The 18,053-nt window shown below is 34.0% G+C and carries 20 protein-coding genes; 1 reads left to right on the forward strand and 19 read right to left on the reverse strand.

All coding sequences use genetic code 11. The annotated features are described in order from the left end of the window. Nucleotides 1–6: 6 nt before the first annotated feature. Nucleotides 7–1,545 carry a YifB family Mg chelatase-like AAA ATPase gene (locus BUA73_RS00370; RefSeq protein WP_072901059.1) on the reverse strand — a complete coding sequence of 513 codons (1,539 nt, stop codon included), beginning with the start codon at nt 1,543–1,545 and terminating at the stop codon, nt 7–9. A gap of 122 nt (nt 1,546–1,667) precedes the next feature. Between BUA73_RS00370 and BUA73_RS00375 the strand changes: the two genes are divergently transcribed. Further along, entirely contained in the window at nt 1,668–2,036 is a 369-nt protein-coding gene (locus tag BUA73_RS00375; protein WP_072901060.1) for a YraN family protein, read from the forward strand. Here BUA73_RS00375 and BUA73_RS00380 read toward each other — a convergent pair. The 18 genes from BUA73_RS00380 to BUA73_RS00465 form a co-directional block, all read right to left on the reverse strand. Continuing rightward, nucleotides 2,033–2,842, reverse strand: coding sequence for a ribonuclease HII (locus BUA73_RS00380; protein WP_072901062.1), 810 nt, complete (start codon nt 2,840–2,842; stop codon nt 2,033–2,035). The genes BUA73_RS00375 and BUA73_RS00380 overlap by 4 nt on opposite strands. Nucleotides 2,843–2,854: 12 nt before the next feature. Continuing rightward, nucleotides 2,855–3,694, reverse strand: a complete 840-nt coding sequence (gene ylqF / locus BUA73_RS00385) for a ribosome biogenesis GTPase YlqF (protein WP_072901064.1) — start codon at nt 3,692–3,694, stop codon at nt 2,855–2,857. 68 nt (nt 3,695–3,762) lie between these two features. Beyond that, nucleotides 3,763–4,107, reverse strand: a complete 345-nt coding sequence (gene rplS, locus BUA73_RS00390; protein WP_072901066.1) for a 50S ribosomal protein L19 — start codon at nt 4,105–4,107, stop codon at nt 3,763–3,765. Nucleotides 4,108–4,244: 137 nt separating this feature from the next. Then, on the reverse strand, nt 4,245–4,931 hold the full coding sequence (trmD, locus tag BUA73_RS00395) for a tRNA (guanosine(37)-N1)-methyltransferase TrmD (protein ID WP_072901068.1): 687 nt from the start codon (nt 4,929–4,931) through the stop codon (nt 4,245–4,247). Between the two features lie 4 nt (nt 4,932–4,935). Next, on the reverse strand, nt 4,936–5,430 hold the full coding sequence (gene rimM, locus BUA73_RS00400) for a ribosome maturation factor RimM (protein WP_072901070.1): 495 nt from the start codon (nt 5,428–5,430) through the stop codon (nt 4,936–4,938). Between the two features lie 81 nt (nt 5,431–5,511). Further along, nucleotides 5,512–5,739: a KH domain-containing protein gene (locus BUA73_RS00405; protein ID WP_072901072.1), complete on the reverse strand. Its 228-nt coding sequence runs from the start codon at nt 5,737–5,739 to the stop codon at nt 5,512–5,514. A gap of 20 nt (nt 5,740–5,759) precedes the next feature. Continuing rightward, nucleotides 5,760–6,005: a 30S ribosomal protein S16 gene (gene rpsP / locus BUA73_RS00410; RefSeq protein ID WP_072901074.1), complete on the reverse strand. Its 246-nt coding sequence runs from the start codon at nt 6,003–6,005 to the stop codon at nt 5,760–5,762. A gap of 30 nt (nt 6,006–6,035) precedes the next feature. Next, on the reverse strand, nt 6,036–7,382 hold the full coding sequence (ffh, locus tag BUA73_RS00415; protein ID WP_072901076.1) for a signal recognition particle protein: 1,347 nt from the start codon (nt 7,380–7,382) through the stop codon (nt 6,036–6,038). 9 nt (nt 7,383–7,391) lie between these two features. Continuing rightward, nucleotides 7,392–7,727 carry a putative DNA-binding protein gene (locus BUA73_RS00420; RefSeq protein ID WP_072901078.1) on the reverse strand — a complete coding sequence of 112 codons (336 nt, stop codon included), beginning with the start codon at nt 7,725–7,727 and terminating at the stop codon, nt 7,392–7,394. Between the two features lie 73 nt (nt 7,728–7,800). Further along, entirely contained in the window at nt 7,801–8,703 is a 903-nt protein-coding gene (ftsY, locus tag BUA73_RS00425) for a signal recognition particle-docking protein FtsY (RefSeq protein WP_072901080.1), read from the reverse strand. A gap of 5 nt (nt 8,704–8,708) precedes the next feature. Next, entirely contained in the window at nt 8,709–12,287 is a 3,579-nt protein-coding gene (smc, locus tag BUA73_RS00430; protein WP_072901083.1) for a chromosome segregation protein SMC, read from the reverse strand. 192 nt (nt 12,288–12,479) lie between these two features. Further along, nucleotides 12,480–13,592, reverse strand: a complete 1,113-nt coding sequence (locus BUA73_RS00435; protein ID WP_072901085.1) for an elongator complex protein 3 — start codon at nt 13,590–13,592, stop codon at nt 12,480–12,482. Continuing rightward, a complete protein-coding gene (gene rnc, locus BUA73_RS00440; protein WP_072901087.1) occupies nt 13,585–14,319 on the reverse strand; it encodes a ribonuclease III in 735 nt (244 codons plus the stop codon). Before rnc ends, BUA73_RS00435 begins: the two co-directional genes overlap by 8 nt. A 47-nt stretch (nt 14,320–14,366) precedes the next feature. Next, nucleotides 14,367–14,600: an acyl carrier protein gene (gene acpP / locus BUA73_RS00445; protein WP_072901089.1), complete on the reverse strand. Its 234-nt coding sequence runs from the start codon at nt 14,598–14,600 to the stop codon at nt 14,367–14,369. A 100-nt stretch (nt 14,601–14,700) separates the two neighbouring features. After that, nucleotides 14,701–15,723 (reverse strand): phosphate acyltransferase PlsX, encoded by a 1,023-nt coding sequence (gene plsX / locus BUA73_RS00450; protein WP_072901091.1) that lies wholly within the window; start codon nt 15,721–15,723, stop codon nt 14,701–14,703. A gap of 180 nt (nt 15,724–15,903) precedes the next feature. Next, nucleotides 15,904–16,086, reverse strand: a complete 183-nt coding sequence (rpmF, locus tag BUA73_RS00455) for a 50S ribosomal protein L32 (protein ID WP_072901093.1) — start codon at nt 16,084–16,086, stop codon at nt 15,904–15,906. Between the two features lie 47 nt (nt 16,087–16,133). Further along, on the reverse strand, nt 16,134–16,646 hold the full coding sequence (locus BUA73_RS00460; protein ID WP_072901095.1) for a YceD family protein: 513 nt from the start codon (nt 16,644–16,646) through the stop codon (nt 16,134–16,136). A 117-nt stretch (nt 16,647–16,763) separates the two neighbouring features. Beyond that, a complete protein-coding gene (locus BUA73_RS00465; protein WP_072901097.1) occupies nt 16,764–17,957 on the reverse strand; it encodes an acetate/propionate family kinase in 1,194 nt (397 codons plus the stop codon). Nucleotides 17,958–18,053 lie beyond the last annotated feature (96 nt).

The following is an 18,053-nucleotide window of genomic DNA, read 5'->3' on the forward strand; positions in this document are numbered from 1 at the left end:
CTAATATTATAATGCCTTTCTTACTAAATCTATGTCTTTGTCCCCTGTAGGCATTACTTTTCTATAATTAAATGCTTCCATAAGATTCTGAGGCGTAATATTTTTTTGCCCATTTAAATCGGCTATAGTCCTTGAGACCTTAAGTATTCTGTAGTAAGCTCTCATGGATATGTTGAACTTTTTAAACATAGTTTCCATTATATTTTTTGATTTATCATCCAGCCTACAGTATTTATTTACTAGAGAGTTAGTCATATTGCTATTTAGATTTATATTATCTTTTTGCAATCTAATTTTCTGAATCTCACGAGCCCTTATTACTCGCTTGCGAATTTCATTGGAGCTATCACCTTTTTCGTACCCTATTTCTTCATATTTTATTTTATTCACAGAGCAATATAAATCTATTCTATCTAAAATAGGAGAGGACAATCTCCTTAGATAATTCACCCTTTCTTTTTGACTGCAAGTGCAAGGAGCATCAGATAAGTAATTTCCACAAGGGCAGTTATTCATTGCTCCTATGAGCATGAAATCACAGGGGTAGGTGCAAGTAGAATTTACTCTATCTATGGTGATAGATTTTTCTTCCAAAGGACCTCTCAGCTCCTCCAAAACCTCCTTTTTAAATTCAAGGATTTCATCTAAGAATAGAACACCTCTATGAGCATAGGACACCTCCCCAGGCAATGTTTTTCTCCCACCTCCCAGCAGTGCAAATTTGCTTATGCTAGTGTGTGGTGCTCTGTAGGGTGGTGAAAAATCCACTTCATCGTTTTTTATCCTTCCTGTTATGCTGTTTATCTTCACAACTTCTAATACTTCTTCATAGGTAAGTGGAGGAAGAATTCCAGGGAAAGCTTTTGCTAGCATTGACTTGCCAGTACCTGCTGGTCCAAACATAAGAATATTATGTCCTCCGGCTGCAGCAATCTCCAAAGCCCGTTTTGCCACATTTTGGCCGTGAATATCAGCAAAATCCACGTAATTGTTTTCGTGTTTTATTTTTGTTTTATGCTTATAAGGCAATAAATCCTTATAGGTCAGCAGGTGAATCAATTCATTTATATTGCTCACGGGATAAATATCTAATTCTTTTATTAATGTGGCTTCATTTTCGTTGTCTCTAGGCAAAATTATCCTATTAATTCCTCTTTTTCTAGCTTCACAGAGCATAGGGAGCACCCCATTTACACTATTTATACATCCATCTAGAGAAAGCTCTCCCATAATTAATACATCACTTAAATCAAACTCTGGAACCTGCTGTGATTTCATCAATATCCCTAAGGCAATGGCCACATCAAACATACATCCCTCTTTCCTTATGTATGCCGGAGATAAATTTATAGTTATTCTCCCTAAAGGAAGGCTATATCCCGAATTAATGAGAGCTGCTCTTATTCTCTCTTTAGATTCTTTTATGGACGTATCTCCCAACCCTACTATATTAAATATAGGTAAACCACGGCTGATATCCACCTCTATATTTATGATTTTTCCATCTATGCCAACAAAGGTGGCACTTTTAATTTTACTTATCATATAAACCTCCAAATATTAAATATTGTATAAATAAGGTATGAAATAAAAATTACAAGTCAATACTTAAATTATAGACATAAATTATCATAATAATACACTTAATGGCTAGGAGATAAATATAAATGAAAAAATTCAATAAAGACATAGGTTCTGAAGGAGAAAATTTAACTAAGGATTATCTCTTGAATAGGGATTTTAAAATTTTAGAGATGAATTTTGCCTGTAAAATAGGGGAAATTGATGTTATATGTGAAAAAAAATCTACTATTCACTTTGTAGAAGTAAAAAGTAGATTTTGTAATAATTACGGTTATCCCTGTGAAGCGGTGAATTTTCAAAAAAAGAGAAAGATATTCACAGTGGCTCAATACTACATTTTGAGTAAAAAAATCAAATTTAAAAACTTCTGCTTTGATGTAATGGAAGTATACTTCAACTATAATGATAACAATACAGTCTTAAATTTTTTCGAAGATGCTTACCGTTTTTAAACATCTATCCTTGTAAGAAAGCTCTTTCTATGTATATCTGTGCTTCCGTACTTTTTAATGGCATTTATATGCTCCGAAGTTCCATATCCTACATTTTTATCGAATCCGTACTGAGGATATTTTTCGTGGTATTTTTTCATTAAGTCGTCTCTATATACCTTAGCTATTATTGAAGCACATGCGATGCTGGCACTTTTAGTATCTCCCTTTATGACAAACTCATTTTTGATTTTATCATAGTTTTTTATGGAGTAACCATCCGTAAGGATTAAATCTGGACTTATAGACAAGCCCTCTACAGCTTTTATAAATACTTCATTATTGCAATATCCTATTCCCTTTGCATCAATTCCTTCATTAGAAATTTCTACAATATTATATGATATAGCAGAATCTTTTATTAAATTGCTTAATTGTCTTCTCTTGCTTTCTACTATTTTCTTTGAGTCATTTATGTAACATATTACTTTTTCAAGGTCCAAGAGCACTGCTGCAGCCACTATAGGCCCCGCCAATGGGCCACGGCCAACTTCATCAACTCCTGCCAAGTATCTAACATTGTATTTCTTGTCAAAGTTGTACAGCCCATTAACCCTTAGAATTTCATTTTCAAAATCCAATTTTCTTTTCAAAATCATACTATGAATCTTAATTACTCCAGTTCTTTTATCCTGTGACAGAGCTTCTAATGTGCATCTAAGTTCATCAGTGTGGTAATACTTATCCATACAGTTCATATAAGGTTCCATGGCTTTTTTTATATCTAATATGCTGGCACTGTGAATCTCACTTAAATTTTTATACATAATCCATACTCCTTATAAATAATCTAGGGATACTCCACCAAGTTTTCCGCCTCTGAATTCGTCAAGTATCATGACAGAAACGCGATTATAGTCTATCCCGCCTCTCATAACACATCCTCTTTTCTTTGCTATTTCCTCCATATTTATTAGAGGATCTTCATCTAGCTCATCCAGTTTATATCTATTCTTAAGGGATTCAGGATAATCTTCTTGCAGCTTTCTTATTAAATTCAACGCCAGTTCCTCAATATCCATTATTTCGTCTTTTATGGCTCCAGTGAAAGCAAGATTTAGCGCCACTTCCTTATCCTCAAATTTTGGCCACAAAACCCCTGGAGTATCAAGCAACTCAATTCCAACTTTCGTCTTTATCCACTGATTGCTCTTTGTAACACCAGGCCTATCTCCCGTCTGGGCAGTTTTGTTATTTGCCATTTTATTGATGAAAGAAGATTTTCCCACGTTGGGTATGCCCACTACCATAACTCTCATTACAAAATTCTGAACTCCTTTAGATTTCATCCTTTCAATTTTATCTTTTAGCAACAATTCAAGAGTAGGCTTAATTTCCCTAAGACCACTGCCATTATTGCTATTAGTTTTTATAACTCTTACATTGTCACTAGTGAGATACTTAATCCACTTGTCAGTCACTGAATCTCTGGCTAAATCGCATTTATTAAGAAGGATAATTCTAGGCTTATTTTCACATATTTTTTCTATGTCTGGGTTTGCACTGGCCTTCACGATTCGAGCATCTCTAATCTCTATGACAGCGTCCACAAGCTTTAAACTCTCCATGAGAGCTCTTTTAGTTTTTGCCATATGACCCGGATACCATTGTATTTGCATATAAAACACCTCTCTATATATCTATAAATTTTAAATAACAAAAAAGGGACTTAAAAAGTCCCCAATCATTATAATCTTTCTTTAACTTTAGCAGCTTTACCAACTCTGTCTCTTAAGTAGAATAACTTAGCTCTTCTAACTTTACCATGTCTAACAACCTCAATTTTGCTTATCATTGGGGAGTTAACTGGGAAAGTCTTTTCAACGCCACAGTTGTAAGCAACTCTTCTTACAGTGAAAGTTTCTCTTATTCCACCGTTCTGTCTCTTAATAACTGTTCCTTCGAAAATCTGTATTCTTTCTTTTGCGCCTTCTTTGATTCTGATGTGAACTTTTACAGTATCACCTACAGCAAAGTTTACAAGATCCTGTCTTAATTGTTCAGCTTCTATTGTTTTTATCATTTCAAACATATGTACAACCTCCTATCATTATTGACGTTCGTGCTGTGTTAACAACAGAGGACCGCCTGGTTCGCACATTTGATATTATATCACAATGTTTTTACACACGCAAGATTTTTTTCTTTAATATTATATATCTGTAAGCACTATTTTAAATTGCTTATATATTTTTCATACAAGTCATACCGAAATTTTTTTGTTATGTCTATGGACATTTGCTTTCGCCATTTTTTTATATTTTCATGGTGCCCAGACAATAAAACATCAGGTACTCTCATTCCTCTAAACTCTTCTGGTCTAGTATACTGAGGGTATTCTAAAAGTCCATTGTAAAAAGACTCATCGCTGTAACTTTCCTCACAAGATAAAACTCCAGGAATCATTCTACATATTGAATCCACTATGGGAATACAGGCTGCTTCTCCCCCTGTTAAAACAAAATCCCCTAAAGAAATTTCCTCATCTATATAAGCCCTAACTCTTTCATCTATGCCTTCATAATGACCGCACAAAAAGATTATCTCTTTTTCCTTTGACAATTCAATAGCTTTTTTTTGAGTCATGGTTGTTCCTCTAGGACCCAAATATATAACTCTACCAGAGTTTACAGCTTTAACAGCTTCTATAGAATCAGCTAAGGGCTGTGGTGTCATCACCATGCCTGCGCCACCGCCATAAGGATAGTCATCCACCTTTTTATGTTTATTAATAGAATAATCTCTTATATTATGTGTGTTTATATCCACAATACCTTTTTCCATGGCTCTATGAATGATGCTATACTCAAACACATTGAAATACTCTGGGAACAAGGTTAAAATATCTATCCTCATTGCATCACATCCACTCTTCCACTGGTAGTATTACAATCTCTTCATTTTTAATGTCTACGGATTTTACAATACTTGCAATGGCAGGGACTAATATTTCCTTTTTCTTATCATCCTTTACAAGGTATACATCATTACTTCCGGTCTCAATTACCTCTTCTAGCACACCAATATAAAGGCGGTTTTCATCGAAAACCTTACAATCTATAAGATCGGCTATATAGTATGAATCTTCATCTAACTCTATGCCATGTTCTCTATTCACCATTATCTTAGCATTTCGAAATCTTTCAGCCTCATCCATTGAATTTACGCCTTCAAGTTTCAATATTACTCTATCAGATTGAAGTTTACAGCTCTCTATTGCATACTCTTTGTTATTTATTAAAACACTTTCAAGTTCTTTGAACCTACTTAGGTTATCTGTAAGGGAAAATACTTTTACCTCACCTTTTACACCATGGGGTTTACAAATCTCACCTATAACTAAAAATTCTTTCATACGATTCCTCCAAAATTATAAGCCTAGAGAATACAAAATAAGAGCTAGGATACCTAACTCTTATTTCTTTAAAGAGCATCATTATAATATCTCAACGACTACTCTCTTATTTTCTTTGATAGCTGAGGCTTTTATTATGGTTCTGATTGCTTTTGCAATCCTACCCTGTTTGCCGATAACCTTGCCCATATCTTCTTCTGCTACTTTAAGCTCAAGAATTATGGATTGCTCACCTGCAACTTCTCTCACCTCAACCTTATCTGGATAATCTACAAGTGACTTGGCTACTACCTCTAGTAATTCTTTCATATGAGATGCGCCTCCGTTAATTATTTAGAAACTCCAACTTTATCTAATAATCTCTTAACAGTTTCTGATGGTTGTGCACCATTCTTTATCCAATTAGCTGCTTTTTCAGCATCGATTTTTACTGTAACAGGTTCTGTTGTTGGATTGTAGTATCCTATTTCATCTATGAATCTACCATCTCTTGGAGCTCTTGAATCTGCAACAATTACTCTGTAGAAAGGAGCTTTTTTAGCACCCATTCTTTTTAATCTAATTTTAACTGACATATGTTTCACCTCCTAATAGCAAAGAATTATTTAAAAAGGAAATTTGCCAAACAAGCCTTTTTTAGACTTCTTTTGCATACCCTTTGCTTGCTTCATCATTTTTCTCATGTTTTCACAGTCTTTAATAGTTTTGTTAACTTGTTGAATAGTAGTCCCCGAACCATCTGCAATTCGTCTTTTTCTTGATGGTTGTGAAAGAAGGGAAGGGTTCTTTCTCTCTTTTAATGTCATGGAGTTTATAATAGCCTCCAACTTTTCGATTTCTTTCTCGCCCTTGCTGAGATCTACACCTTGTAACTGCTTGGCATTGACACCAGGCATCATTTCTAAAATTTTGCCGAGTGGTCCTAGCTTTTTCATCTGTCTCATCATAGATAGGATGGTTTCAAAGTCAATATCTTCAGTTAACATCTGTTTCCCAAGTTTTTTAGCTTCTTCATCGTCTATTGACTGTTGTGCCTTTTCTATTAAAGAAAGCACATCTCCCATACCTAGTATCCTAGAAGCCATTCTATCGGGGTAGAAAACCTCCAAATCTGACATTTTCTCTCCAATACCGGAAAATTTAATTGGCTTTCCAGTCATAGAACTAATAGAAAGTGCTGCTCCGCCTCTTGTATCTCCATCTAACTTGGTTAAAATTACTCCTGATATATCCAATTTATCATTAAAACTTTGAGCAACATTTACAGCATCCTGTCCAGTCATGGAATCTACTACAAGTAGGATTTCTGAAGGCGTAAGCTCTTGTTTAATTTGGCATAACTCATTCATAAGTTCTTCATCTATATGTAATCGACCTGCAGTATCTATTATTACTACATTATTGTCATTTTTCATAGCGTGCTGAATTGCCGCCTTTGAAATATCCACAGGAGACGTTTTGTCACCCATTGTAAAGACAGGAATGTCAATCTGCTTGCCAACTACTTGTAATTGTTTTATTGCCGCTGGTCTGTACACGTCACAAGCTACTAGAAGAGGCCTTTTATTGGATTTTCTTAAATTCAATGCCAGTTTACCACACATAGTAGTTTTTCCTGCGCCTTGAAGACCAACTAACATAATTACTGAAGGTCCCTTTGAAGAAAAGTTTAGTTTACTCTCTTCTGAGCCCATAAGGTTTTTAAGTTCTTCGTTTACTATTTTTATTACCTGTTGTCCAGGTGTAAGACTTCCAAGAACACTTTCTCCCATACACTTTTCACTAACAGTATTTATAAACTTTTTTACCACAAGGAAATTGACGTCCGCCTCTAAAAGAGCTAATTTAACTTCTCTCATGGCTTCCTTTATATCTTTCTCAGTTAATTTACCCTTGCCCTTTAGTTTTTTCACTGCATCCTGCAATTTTGTTGATAAACCTTCAAAAACCATATGAACCTCCTAATTAATTTCATCTAACTTAGAAATTATGCTATTAATAACTTCCAAATTATCATTGCACTCTAGACTATGTAACATTTTTGATATCTCAGCTTTGGTCTTTTTTATCTGCATGTTTTTTTGCAAAACACCCAATTTATCTTCATAACTTATCAACAGTTTCTCGCATCTTTTAATTGTGTCATGAATAGCCTGACGAGATATTTTGCCATTTTCCCCTATTTCGGTCAAAGACAAATCATCATTATAATAATAATCCATTATAGTTTTTTGTTTCTCCGTAAGGAGTTCTCCGTATATATCAAACAAAATAAGCATTTTAGTTCTTTCATCCATAAACATCACCTTAAACACATTTATTATAATATCATCTCATTTTCATTGTGTCAAGTATTTTTACTTAACAATGCTAAAATAATGCTTCTACAAAACTCTCATAATCAAAAGCCTGCAAATCCTCCATGCCTTCTCCCACACCTATGTATTTTACAGGAATTTTAAGGTGCTCTCTTATGGAAACAACTATTCCACCTTTTGCAGTTCCATCTAATTTTGTTAAAATAATTCCATCAATATTGCAGACCTCTTTAAACTGTCTTGCCTGTTCCACAGCATTTTGACCTGTGGTAGAATCTAAAACTAGAAGGGTCTCAATTTTCATATCACTAGCTTCCCTTGATATAATTCTATTTATCTTCGACAATTCATCCATGAGATTTTTTTTGTTGTGCAATCTTCCTGCAGTATCGCAAATTACCACATCTGCATTTCTTGCCTTTGCAGCTTGAATACCATCAAAGACAACTGCTCCAGGATCAGACCCCTCTTGATGCTTCACCATATCAACGTTTACCCTATCACTCCATATCTGCAATTGATCAATGGCCGCAGCTCTAAATGTATCAGCAGCTACCAACAAAACTTTTTTCTTTTCTTTTTTGTACTTATGGGCTATTTTACCAATAGATGTAGTTTTGCCTACGCCGTTGACTCCTATAATAAGTATTACTTTAGGGAAGACCTCTTCTCCTTCTTCATACTTCATCATATCTTTTATAACATTTTTAAGACAAGGCATAACCCCTGAAGGCTCTTTAATCTTTTCTTCTTTAATCCTTGCCTTTAAACTTTCAATTATACTTAAAGTAGTCTCAACACCTATATCCGATGTAATAAGGGCTTCCTCTAACTCCTCGTACATATCCTCATCTATTTTTACAGTGGATTTTAAAATATCCGCCACTTTACTAGATAAATTCTCCCTGGTTTTTGTAAGACCTTCTTTTAATTTATCAAACAGTCCACCAAACATCTTAACTAATCCTCCTCATGGTTATATACATTTTTTTTAAGGTCAAGAGATACAATCTTAGATATGCCCTTTTCCTCCATGGTAACACCATAAATGGCATCACTGACCTCCATGGTTCCTTTTCTATGAGTTATAACAATAAATTGTACTTTATCCGAAAACATCTTTAGGTATTCAGCATACCTGCCCACGTTTGCATCATCTAAAGCTGCCTCTATTTCATCTAATATGCAAAATGGAGTAGGCTTCATTTTTAAAATAGCAAATAGCAGCGCAATGGCTGACAGAACCTTTTCCCCACCAGACATGAGGCTTATGTTTTGAAGCTTTTTACCTGGTGGTTGAACATTAATTTCTATTTTTCCATTAAGTTCATCTCCATCTTCAATCATAAGGGAAGCACTACCACCCTTGAATAATTGAGAAAAAGTCTCGTGGAAATAGTCATTTAGCACTGCAAAATTTTCTTTGAATATAGCTCTCATCTTGTCGGTCATCTCTTGGATTAAAGCAATTATTTCAACCTTAGATTGCTCTAAATCCTCACTTTGAGCTTTTATAAACAAATATTTTTCATTGATTTCCTTGTATTCCTCTATGGAAGCAAGGTTTACCATACCCAGTTCTTTTATGGAATTTCTATAATCTTCTATTTGTTTTTTTGCCGAAACAAGATCTAAATCATGATTTTTATAACATAGTGCTTCCGCAAAAGTAAGGCCATACTCTTCATTAAGTTTTGATAACATGGATTCTCTATCATTTTCACATTTTGAAAGTTGAAGCTCTAACTTGCCTACTTCCTTGTTTTTTTCTTCTATTTCCATATTTTTGTCTTCAATCCTATTTTCCAGATTAGAAATGCTGTTTTTCAACAAAACACCTTTCCCATCCGCTCCCTTGAACTCTTCTTCTAACGTTCTTAGTTTATCCTTGAAAAGAGCCATTTTAATATTGCTATTTTTTATACTTTCTTGGTATTTTACAATTTCATGTGAATTGTGTTTTTTATCCTCATGAATGTTGTTTGCTCTTTCCTGCTGTAACTTAAGTTCCTTCTCATAAAATTTTATCTTTTCTTCACTGCTCTTTATGTTTTCTTCTAGCTTAGTAAGTTCTAACTTATTTTCAAAGTTGTTTTTTCTTTTTTCTTCCATATTCTCTACAATGGCTTTTACTTCCACGCTATTGTTTTCAACTTCTTTTTTTAAGTTTTCACTGTTTTGCTCTAAGCAAAGAAGCTTTTCCTTTAACTTTTCAACGGATGCTAGGTTATCGATTATGATCTTCTCATATTCAGATTTTTTTCGCCTTACAGCTGATATCTTCTCTTTATCTTTTTCTTGTTCAGATTCTATGTTGTGTATTTTCTCTTTAATTCTTGCCAATTCAACGTTTAATTGGTGAAGGGTATCCCTTAGATCAAGATTTTTCTCATCTTCTCTGTTTATAGATATTTCCATATGCTTAAGATTTGCATTGCTAACTTCAATTTCCCTGTTCAGATTATCCATATTTCTACTGCAATCTGATATTTCTCTTTTCCTACCCATAACGTTGGAAACCTTACTATAAGTGCTTCCACCAGTAAGAGAACCACCAATATTCACCACATCACCCTCTAAGGTCACAATCCTGTGTGAATAGTTGATTTTCTTTGCCAATCTAAGAGCTTGATCCATGTTGTGGGTTACAAGGATATTCCCAAGGATAAAATCTATTGCTTTTCTAAACTTTTCTTCGCATATGACAAGCTTACTAGCCACATTGATAAAACCATCACTGCTCTTAATTTCATTGGTGATGTTCACGTTTTTACCCTTTATAGTGTTTAGCGGAAGGAAGGTTGCTCTTCCTAGCTTGTTATTTTTAAGATATTCTATAAGCAACTTTGCATCTGCATCTGTATCCGTGATGATATTTGAAATAGCCCCACCAAGAGATACCTCTATAGCCCTTTCAAGCTTTTCATCAGAAGTTATAATATCTCCCACAAGAAAACATGAGGCAACAGAAGGAATTTTACGCAATCTTACACCTTCCATAATAGCTTTACTAGTTTTTGAGTAACCCTCGTGTTGATTTTCAAGGTCAATCAGCATTTTTAATTTTTGGCTTTCATTGCTCACCATGATCTTTCTTCTGTTGTTGTCATTCTCTTCTTTTTTAAATTTTATCCTAAAGTCCTTGAGCTTTGCATCACTTTCTCTAATATAAATTGATGTTTTATCTATGTTTTCCACTAGTTTTTTTTCCTCAGCATTGAAGGAATAAATAGTAGATTCATTTAATTTAATGGCATTGTTCAAATTGTTTATTTCTTCTTCAGCTTCTTCAATGTTAATTTTATTTAAGTTCAGAGAATTAGTGTATTGGTTGATAGCATCTTCAGCCTTGCGCTGTTCATTGCCAATACTCTGCAAGACTTTATATTTTTCTTCATTTACATGGTTATTTTGCTTAATTCTACATTCTTCTTGAGATAGTTGACTTTCTATTTCGTCGTAGACACTTTCAATTTCGCAGTATCTTTCCCTATGTGATTTTAGCTCTAAATTTATATTTTTTAAATTTTCATTTATGCCACATATAGCATTGTCAATATTAACAAGCTCATTATCATTTTTTTTCAAAGAAGTGTTTATAGAATTGATTTTCTCGTGAAAAATATTAATCTCATTTTCAATAGACTTTATGTCTTCTCTAAGACCATAATACATTTCTCTATTTTCTTTATTTTTATTCTCATGGTCTTCCAATTCCGACTTTTTGGACTTCAAAAGTGATTTTAGCTTATCTCTAGAGCTCACTATTCCATTTAAAATTTCAGATACGGCAAACTTTTCATGAAAAAAGTCTTCAATCTTCTTTTCAATAGATTGAATATTGTTCAGCATATAGGCTACATCTATTTGTTTAAGATTATTAGACAACTCAAGAAAGTATTTAGCTTTTTCCATATCCTCTTTTAGAGGAACAAGCCTTTCTTCATAAGTATTCATAATATCAACAATTCTTACTAAATTGTCTTCGGTACTCTGAAGTTTTTTTTCAGCTTCTTCTTTTCGAGTCTTGTATTTAACAATTCCTGCAGCCTCTTCTAATAAAATTCTTCTATCTTCTGGTTTTCCCCCGAGAATAGCATCAATTTTTCCCTGTCCGATTATAGAATACCCTTCCTTGCCTATACCCGTATCCATGAATAACTCTTGAATGTCCTTCAATCTACAGCGGGAATTATTTATGAAATAGTCGCTTTCTCCAGATCTGTACAATCTTCTTGTAATCTTCACTTGAGTGTAGTCTATTTTAAGATCTTCCTTTTCATTGTCTAACAATAGAGATACTTGAGCTAATCCTAGAGGTTTTCTAAATTCAGTACCTGCAAAAATTACATCCTCCATCTTGGAACCCCTAAGATTTTTTACGCTCTGTTCCCCTAGAACCCATCGCACAGCATCGGAAACATTGCTCTTCCCGCTGCCATTAGGCCCAACCACAGTGGTAATGCCGTCCTTTAACTCTAGCTCTGTTTTATCTGCAAAGGACTTAAACCCCCTAATTTCAATAGATTTTAAATGCATGCCTCTTTCTCCCCATTATAAGTTTAATAATGCGCTGAAGGTTGCCAGTATCATAACCCCAGCTAAGATACCACACAACACTTTAACTAATTTATCTCTTTGCTTTTTTCTCATTTCACTCACCTCGTAAATGTATAAAAACCGCAAAAGCGGTTCTTACTAACTGAAATTGTCTCACTTTCACTAAAATTATTACTGCTCTTCATTTCTACAAGAAATACAACTAACTTTCTTTGCCATACTTTCTTTTATAGATAAGATGACCTGTTCTTTTCCGTATTTTAAAATTATTTCATCCATACTAATTTCCCAATTCTGTAACACATCATAGTTCACTTGCAATTTGTCCCTATAAACTTTAAAATAATATTTTTTGTTAGAATAGAGTTTTGATATGTTTTTAGGATTTATTACGATCTCCACATTTTTTTCACATAAATCTTTTAAATGGTTGTATATAGCTTCATTCATAATGTAACTTTCAACAAGTTCCTTAAAAGCAGCATGAAAAGGTCCGGCAATAACCTGAGCATTTTCATTTATATCTTCCGTAGGCTGAAGACCAACTCTTATGACATTTATATTGCTAGTTATAAGCATACTTAATACAAAAGAACAAATTTCAATTGCCTCTTCTAAAGTGTAAGGGGTGTATTCTCCTCTATTAAGCATATGCTCCATTGGCGTATCCTTTATAACTAAAGCTGGGTAAATTCTACATAAATCCGGTTTTATAGCACATATGTTCTCTGTTGTCTTTATGTCCTTTTCAAAATCATCGCCTGGCAAACCAAGCATAATCTGTATTCCTAAAGTAAAATTATATTCCCTTATAAGATTGCAGGCCTTGTAAACATCCTTTGCTGTGTGTCCTCTTCCAGATTTTTTTAGTACCTCTTCATCTAGGGATTGCACACCAAGCTCTATTATATCTACACCAAATCTTTGCAATAGCTGAAGTTCTTCGTGGTCTATGTAGTCTGGCCTTGTAGACAGACGAATATGTTGAATTGTACCTTGAATTTTATATTTGTACGCAACTTGAAGAAGTTCTATTTGCTTTGTTACAGGAATGGCTGTAAAGGTCCCACCAAAGAACGATACTTCCACAACTTTCTCACCATCATGCATATTAATAGTTTTTAAGTGCTCATCTATAATATTTTCAGCTGATTTTGCTGTAATGTCTTCTACTAGAAGATTTCTTTTCTTTCCAGTTATGGTGTTTTGATTGCAAAACACACAATTGTGAGGGCATCCAATGTGTGGAACAAAAACTGGTATTATAAAGTGTCGTCTATTCATGGTTATCTTTCTCATCCCTAACCGTAGTATTTGCTGAGTTCAATTTTGAAAGAGCTTCCTTTGCAGCAGATTGTTCAGCCTCTTTTTTGCTACCACCTTCTCCAGAACCGTATATCTTGTCACCAATAAATACTTCCATTTTAAAAGTAGGTCTATGGGGAGGTCCTGCCAGGGACATAACCTTGTACTCAATATCTCCACCATTTTGTTTTTGAACTAATTCTTGAAGCTTAGTTTTATAGTCCATAATAAGCTCGTTCTGAATAGCCTTACTGATATGGTCATTAAAGTTTTCAAGAACGAAATTTCTAGCCACCTCAAAGCCTTGGTCGAAATATATAGCAGCTATTATAGCCTCCATACAGTCAGCTAAAATTGATACTCTGTTTCTTCCGCCTGTTATTTCTTCACCTTTGCTCATCAGCATAAAATTCCCTATCTGTAACTTGTCCGCTATTGCATATAGAGTGCCTTCACATACGATAAGTGCCCTTATCTTTGTGAGCTCACCTTCTGACTTATCTTTGCATTGTTTAAAAAGATATTCAGCTACAATCAATCCAAGTACAGCATCACCTAAGTATTCCAATCTTTCATTAAATTTTATATGTTTTCTCTGGTTTGCGTAAGAACTGTGAGTAAGTGCCACTTCTAATAACTCGATATTTTTAAATTTAACGTTTAGTTTTTCCTCCAGTTCATGCAAATCTCGTCTGTATTTTATCATATTGCAACTCCTTTATTAAATTAAATCCCGCTTTAAGCGGGATCCAATTATTCGTCAACGTGTGAACGTATATACTCAACTACGTCTCCTACTGTAGAAACTTTTTCTGCAGCTTCATCAGGGATTTCTATATCAAACTCTTCCTCTAAAGCCATTATAAACTCTACAACATCTAAGGAATCAGCTCCTAGATCCTCTGTAAAAACAGAATCAGTAGTAATTTCATTTTCGTTAACTCCAAGTTGATCCACAATAATATGCTTTACTTTTTCAAAAATCATTTTTTTTCCTCCAAATAGATTACTTATAATGTTATACATAAATATTAATATGTTTATATATATTAATCAACTATTTTTTTAATACAAAAAATATATTTTTTTATATTTCTTCTATTTCTTTATTTTTGTGAAGAATTTTTTCAAGTTCATGGCTAATAGTACCCGTTACATCAGAATCAAAATTGTTTTTAGCTTGTTTAATAGCATTTTTAAAAGCTTTAGCATCTGAACTTCCATGGGCCTTTATGCATATACCCTTAGTACCTAAAAACGCTGCCCCTCCATACTCTTTGTAATCAAAATCTTTTTTGAACTTTTTAAAGATTGGCTTTATAAGCATTCCTCCAACCTTGGTCCTGAAAGATTTCATTATACCATCTTTTATAATAGAAAATAGGGTTGATGTAACTCCTTCATATAATTTTAAAATGGTGTTTCCCACAAATCCATCACATACTAGTACGTTAACATCCCCCACTGGAATTTCTCTAGGCTCCACGTTTCCGATGAAGTTTAAATCTGTTTCTTTTAAACGCTTAAAGGTTTCCTTTGTGAGTTCGTTTCCTTTTTCTTCTTCTAAACCTATGTTTACAAGGCCAACTTTAGGTTCTTTTACCTTCAAAATTTTATTGAAGTATACGGAACCCATCATAGCAAATTGGACAAGATTTTCAGGTTTACAATCCACATTTGCTCCAACATCTACCACCATAAAAGCGCCATTTTTTCCCGGCAATATGGGAGCAAAAGCCGGCCTATCAATGCCCTTAATTCTCCCCACTATAAGAGTAGCTCCAGTCAAAAAGGCACCTGTGCTTCCGGCCGATACCACAGCATCAGCTTTTTTATCTTTTACTAAGTACAAAGCTTTGCTAAGCGAAGAGTCCTTTTTTCTTCTTATTGCCATAGCAGGATGCTCATTATTAGTGATGACTTCCTCGGCATTAAGGATTTCTATTCTTTCCTTGTCGTATTGATATTTTGACAGCTCTGCCTTTAAATTTTCTTCTTTACCAGTAATAATTATCTTTATATCATGGTATGCATCTAATGCTTCTACACAGCCTTTTACAACTTCCACTGGTGCATTATCCCCACCCATGCCATCTATTGCGATTATCATATATGTATCCTATACGCAAGTTTTAGCGCATTTCCTCCTTTAAAAAGTATTATAGCTATACAACTTATTATAAGCTTATATTTATTATATTATAACTAATATTTATTATATCATACCTACACTGAACATACACTACAGTGGTTTTGAAGTAAAATAAAAGAAAGTCTTTCGACTTTCTTATTATTCGTTATCAGATACTACTTTTGTGTTATTGTAATATCCACAATTCTTACATACTCTATGAGCTAGTTTGAATTCATGGCATTGTGGGCACTCAACTATACCAGGCATGCTAAGCTTAAAGTTTTGAGCTCTTCTCTGATCTCTTCTCTTTTTTGATATTTTTCTTTTTGGCTCAATCACTACAAACACCTCCTTAAACTATATATGAAGTTTATAATAACTTATTATTATTTAAATAAGCTTTTTAACTTTAAAAACCTTGGGTCTATTTCCTGTTCTGAAACTTCACCCTCTACTTCGTCACTGCACTTACATTGTTCTTTATTCAGGTTTACACCACAGTAGCTACATAAACCTTTGCAACTAGGACTGCATATGATTTGTAAGGGAATATTCAAATAAAGATATTCCTCCACTACTTCATACAAGTCAATAACATTATTTACTATTAATTTTACATCTAGGCCCAATTCTTCAGTAGAGTACTGTTGCTCAATCTCAAATTTAAGATTTAAAACTGCCTCATCAAGACACCTATCGCAAGGACAGGTTAAAATAACTTCACATATTCCCTTGAGAACGTAGCTATCTTTTTTCTTCTTCATGACGCCACTAAAACGTATAGGTCCCAAAAATGTCATCTCTTTATCGTTAAAATTAAACTTATCTCTGCTTATTTCAGTATGTATTTCCATTTTATCCTTTTTACCATTTATAAGTTCCAAAATGTCAATTTTCATACACATACTCCTTAACAGTATTAGTAAACAAGAGTTATTATATAAATAATAAAGCAAAATGTCAAGATATTTTCTAATAAAAGTTTGGAGTTTGTCAAGACTCCAAACTTTACATCATTATTTTACAAGTTCTAAAGTGTCTCTAGCAATCATTAACTCTTCATTTGTTGGAATAACGAAGATTTTAACCTTAGAATCCGCTGCACTAACTTCTACAGCTTTTCCTCTTACATTGTTTTTCTCTTTGTCAAGTTTGATTCCAAAGAATTCCATATCCTTACAGATTTCTTCTCTTGATCCTATGGAGTTTTCACCTAAGCCAGCTGTGAATACAAGGCAATCAAGTCCATTCATTGCTGCAGCATAAGCTCCAATGTACTTTTTAACTCTATAGTGGAACATATCAAGAGCTAATTGTGCTCTATGGTTTCCTTCTTTTGCTGCATCTTCAACGTCTCTGAAATCTGAACTTACACCTGATACACCAAGTACACCAGATTGCTTATTCATCATTGTATCCATCTGTTCTGGAGTAAGATTTCTAGCTTTCATTAAATATGGTATTATAGCTGGGTCAATATCTCCACATCTAGTACCCATGATTAGGCCTTCAAGTGGAGTTAATCCCATTGATGTATCTACGCACTTTCCGCCGTCAACAGCTGACATACTAGCACCGTTTCCAAGATGGCAAGTAACCATTTTTACATCTTTTATATCTTTTCCCATCATTTCCGCTGCTATAGTTGAAACAAATTTGTGGGATGTTCCGTGAGCACCGTATCTTCTTACAGCGTTTTGTTCATATGTATCGTATGGTAGAGCATACATGAATGCTTTTTCTGGCATTGTCTGATGGAATGCAGTATCAAATACAACAACCATTGGAGTCTTTGGCATTAAAGATTGACATGCCTTTATTCCGATAATGTGAGCTGGATTGTGAAGTGGAGCTAGCTTACAACATTCTTCAATGTTTTCCATGGCAGCTTCATCAACTAAAGCAGATTTTGTATACTTTGCTCCTCCGCTTACTATTCTATGGCCTACACCAGCTATTTCATCCATGTTTGAAATAACTCCGTGAACTTCATCAGTTAATGCATTTAAAACTAATTCTATAGCAATCTGATGGCTGTTCATTGGAGTCTCAACTACATACTTGTCACCTTTATATGTTTTCTGAGTTAATACAGATCCCTCAACTCCAATTCTCTCTACTAAACCCTTTGCTAAAACATTTTCAGTTTCCATATCAATTAATTGATATTTTAATGACGAACTTCCGCAGTTAATAACTAAAATTTTCATAAAAATCCTCCTAATTAATGAGTTTCGTTTTTGCATACAATATTAATATACTCTTTTTACTCCCTTAATTCAAGACATAGTTTTATAGAAAATTTG

This window comes from Hathewaya proteolytica DSM 3090 (assembly GCF_900142225.1).
GTDB classification, from domain to species: Bacteria; Bacillota; Clostridia; order Clostridiales; family Clostridiaceae; genus Hathewaya; species Hathewaya proteolytica.

Bases quoted from the DNA above. Each gene is read 5' to 3' on its own strand.
- ftsY (WP_072901080.1), bottom strand. From the start codon at position 8,703: ATGTTTGGTGGACTGTTTGATAAATTAAAAGAAGGTCTTACAAAAACC.
- BUA73_RS00435 (WP_072901085.1), bottom strand. From the start codon at position 13,592: ATGAATAGACGACACTTTATAATACCAGTTTTTGTTCCACACATTGGA.
- smc (WP_072901083.1), bottom strand. From the start codon at position 12,287: ATGCATTTAAAATCTATTGAAATTAGGGGGTTTAAGTCCTTTGCAGAT.
- rimM (WP_072901070.1), bottom strand. From the start codon at position 5,430: ATGAAAGAATTTTTAGTTATAGGTGAGATTTGTAAACCCCATGGTGTA.
- BUA73_RS00465 (WP_072901097.1), bottom strand. From the start codon at position 17,957: ATGAAAATTTTAGTTATTAACTGCGGAAGTTCGTCATTAAAATATCAA.
- BUA73_RS00375 (WP_072901060.1), top strand. From the start codon at position 1,668: ATGAAAAAATTCAATAAAGACATAGGTTCTGAAGGAGAAAATTTAACT.
- BUA73_RS00460 (WP_072901095.1), bottom strand. From the start codon at position 16,646: ATGAAAATTGACATTTTGGAACTTATAAATGGTAAAAAGGATAAAATG.
- ffh (WP_072901076.1), bottom strand. From the start codon at position 7,382: ATGGTTTTTGAAGGTTTATCAACAAAATTGCAGGATGCAGTGAAAAAA.
- ylqF (WP_072901064.1), bottom strand. From the start codon at position 3,694: ATGCAAATACAATGGTATCCGGGTCATATGGCAAAAACTAAAAGAGCT.
- rplS (WP_072901066.1), bottom strand. From the start codon at position 4,107: ATGTTTGAAATGATAAAAACAATAGAAGCTGAACAATTAAGACAGGAT.
- BUA73_RS00370 (WP_072901059.1), bottom strand. From the start codon at position 1,545: ATGATAAGTAAAATTAAAAGTGCCACCTTTGTTGGCATAGATGGAAAA.
- BUA73_RS00380 (WP_072901062.1), bottom strand. From the start codon at position 2,842: ATGTATAAAAATTTAAGTGAGATTCACAGTGCCAGCATATTAGATATA.
- acpP (WP_072901089.1), bottom strand. From the start codon at position 14,600: ATGATTTTTGAAAAAGTAAAGCATATTATTGTGGATCAACTTGGAGTT.
- rpsP (WP_072901074.1), bottom strand. From the start codon at position 6,005: ATGTCAGTTAAAATTAGATTAAAAAGAATGGGTGCTAAAAAAGCTCCT.
- rnc (WP_072901087.1), bottom strand. From the start codon at position 14,319: ATGATAAAATACAGACGAGATTTGCATGAACTGGAGGAAAAACTAAAC.
- BUA73_RS00420 (WP_072901078.1), bottom strand. From the start codon at position 7,727: ATGGATGAAAGAACTAAAATGCTTATTTTGTTTGATATATACGGAGAA.
- BUA73_RS00405 (WP_072901072.1), bottom strand. From the start codon at position 5,739: ATGAAAGAATTACTAGAGGTAGTAGCCAAGTCACTTGTAGATTATCCA.
- trmD (WP_072901068.1), bottom strand. From the start codon at position 4,931: ATGAGGATAGATATTTTAACCTTGTTCCCAGAGTATTTCAATGTGTTT.
- plsX (WP_072901091.1), bottom strand. From the start codon at position 15,723: ATGATAATCGCAATAGATGGCATGGGTGGGGATAATGCACCAGTGGAA.